Annotated in this window: 2 protein-coding genes; both read left to right on the top strand. The window is 68.2% G+C overall.

Annotation, left to right across the window (positions count from 1 at the left end):
• Positions 1–50: 50 nt before the first annotated feature.
• The gene (locus EJK15_RS69190; protein ID WP_138720905.1) at positions 51–350 is read left to right on the top strand and encodes a transposase; all 300 of its coding nucleotides are present in this window, start codon (positions 51–53) and stop codon (positions 348–350) included.
• A complete protein-coding gene (locus EJK15_RS69185) occupies positions 296–1312 on the top strand; it encodes an IS3 family transposase (protein ID WP_338089983.1) in 1017 nt (338 codons plus the stop codon). The genes EJK15_RS69190 and EJK15_RS69185 overlap by 55 nt, the downstream gene beginning before the upstream one ends.
• The last annotated feature ends 281 nt before the right edge of the window (positions 1313–1593 follow it).

Raw genomic sequence — 1593 nt, 5'->3', positions numbered from 1 at the left:
TGGGTTTCCCCTCGTATCGTTGAGGCATCGCCTAAGAGGAGGACCAGGCGATGGCAGAGACACGACGAAGGTTCGATCCCGACTTCCGGGACGGCGCTGTCCGGATCGTCGAGGAGACCGGCAAGCCGATCGCGCAGGTGGCCCGGGACCTGGGAATCAATCCCGGGACGCTGGCCAACTGGGTGAACATGGCCCGCAAGCGCAAGGCGCTGGCCATTGGGAACGGCGTCTTGGATGCCGATGAGCGGGCCGAGCTGGCCCGGCTGCGTCGCGAAAACGCCGAGCTGCAGATGCGGTGCGATGTCCTCAAGCGCAGTCTGGTCCTCTGGGTGACCGATACGACCCGGTGAAACTGGCCGCGTTCATCGACGCTCAGAGGACCGAACATGGCATTTCATACGCGACCTCGTGCCGGGCGGTGGGCCGCTCGCCGGCCTGGCTGTATAAGTGGCTGGCCCGTGCCCGTCAGGGACCCAGCGGGCGGGAACGTCGCAGGTTACGGCTGGTCGAGGCGGTGATCTCGATGTTCTGGAAACGCAAGGGCGCCGACGGTTCCCCACGTATCGCCGAGCATCTGCGCCGTGAGGGCGGCTGGAGGGTGTCGGACAACACGGTGGCGAAGATCATGCGTGAGCATCGGCTGGCCGCCCGGCCGGGCCGCAAACGGAAATCCACCACGCGGCAAGACGGTGGCCGCTGGCACGCCCCCGACCAGCTCCAGCGTGATTTCCGGGCCAGCGGGCCGGATCAGCGGTGGATCGGGGATGGCACCGAGATTCCCACCGGCGAGGGCACACTGCAGCTGGCGGCCGTCTCCGATCTGTTCTCCCGCCGGATCCTGGGCTATGCGATGAGCGAGCACCATGACGCCGCACTGGCGACCGCGTCGCTGCAGATGGCGGTCGCGATTCGGGGCGGGAGCGTGGCCGGGGTGGTGATGCACACCGATCGCGGCAGCGAATACACCGCGCAGCTGTTCCGGGCCGCCTGCGAGCGGCTGCAGATCAGCCAGTCGATGGGCCGGACGGGATCGGCGCTGGACAACGCCCCGTCCGAGGCGCTGTTTTCCTCGATGGAGTTCGAGCTGCTGCGCCTGGCCGGACCGTTCGCCACCCACCAGCAGGCCAGGCGCGCGGTCGCCGTCTGGGTGGATGACTTCAACCAGCGCCGGCTGCACACCGCCAACGGGCTGCGTCCACCGGTGGAGTTCGAGCAGCTGGACGCGGCCGTGCAGGAGAAGATCCGTACCGAGATCACGCAGAAGAAGCAGGCCCGGGCCGCAGCACGGCGAAAGAAGAAGGAGGCGGCATGAGCCGCCACGATCTATCCACGCCTGCCCGCGGGACCGGGGGTTGCGCCGCGCAGCATACGGGGCCGCCCTCTCCAGCCTCAAGGGTCGCTTCGCGATCGCCTGCCGGCGACGGCCCTGTGGGCTCGCCCTTGACCCCGGAGCCTCCGCGGCCCCTGGCTCAGCGACAGCGGTCAGGCCCAGGCCTGACCCGGCGAGCGCGCGGCGCGTGAGGCGACAACCGAGCAAGATCCTAAAAGCCGAAAATGATCTATCCGAGTCTCAACGGTTCGAGGGGATTGTCA

This window comes from Nonomuraea basaltis (assembly GCF_005893125.1).
Classification (GTDB): domain Bacteria; phylum Actinomycetota; class Actinomycetes; order Streptosporangiales; family Streptosporangiaceae; genus Nonomuraea; species Nonomuraea basaltis.
The sequence above is the reverse complement of the archived record's forward strand: the minus strand, read 5'-3'. Positions and strand labels throughout refer to the sequence as shown.

Bases quoted from the DNA above. Each gene is read 5' to 3' on its own strand.
- EJK15_RS69190 (WP_138720905.1), top strand. From the start codon at position 51: ATGGCAGAGACACGACGAAGGTTCGATCCCGACTTCCGGGACGGCGCT.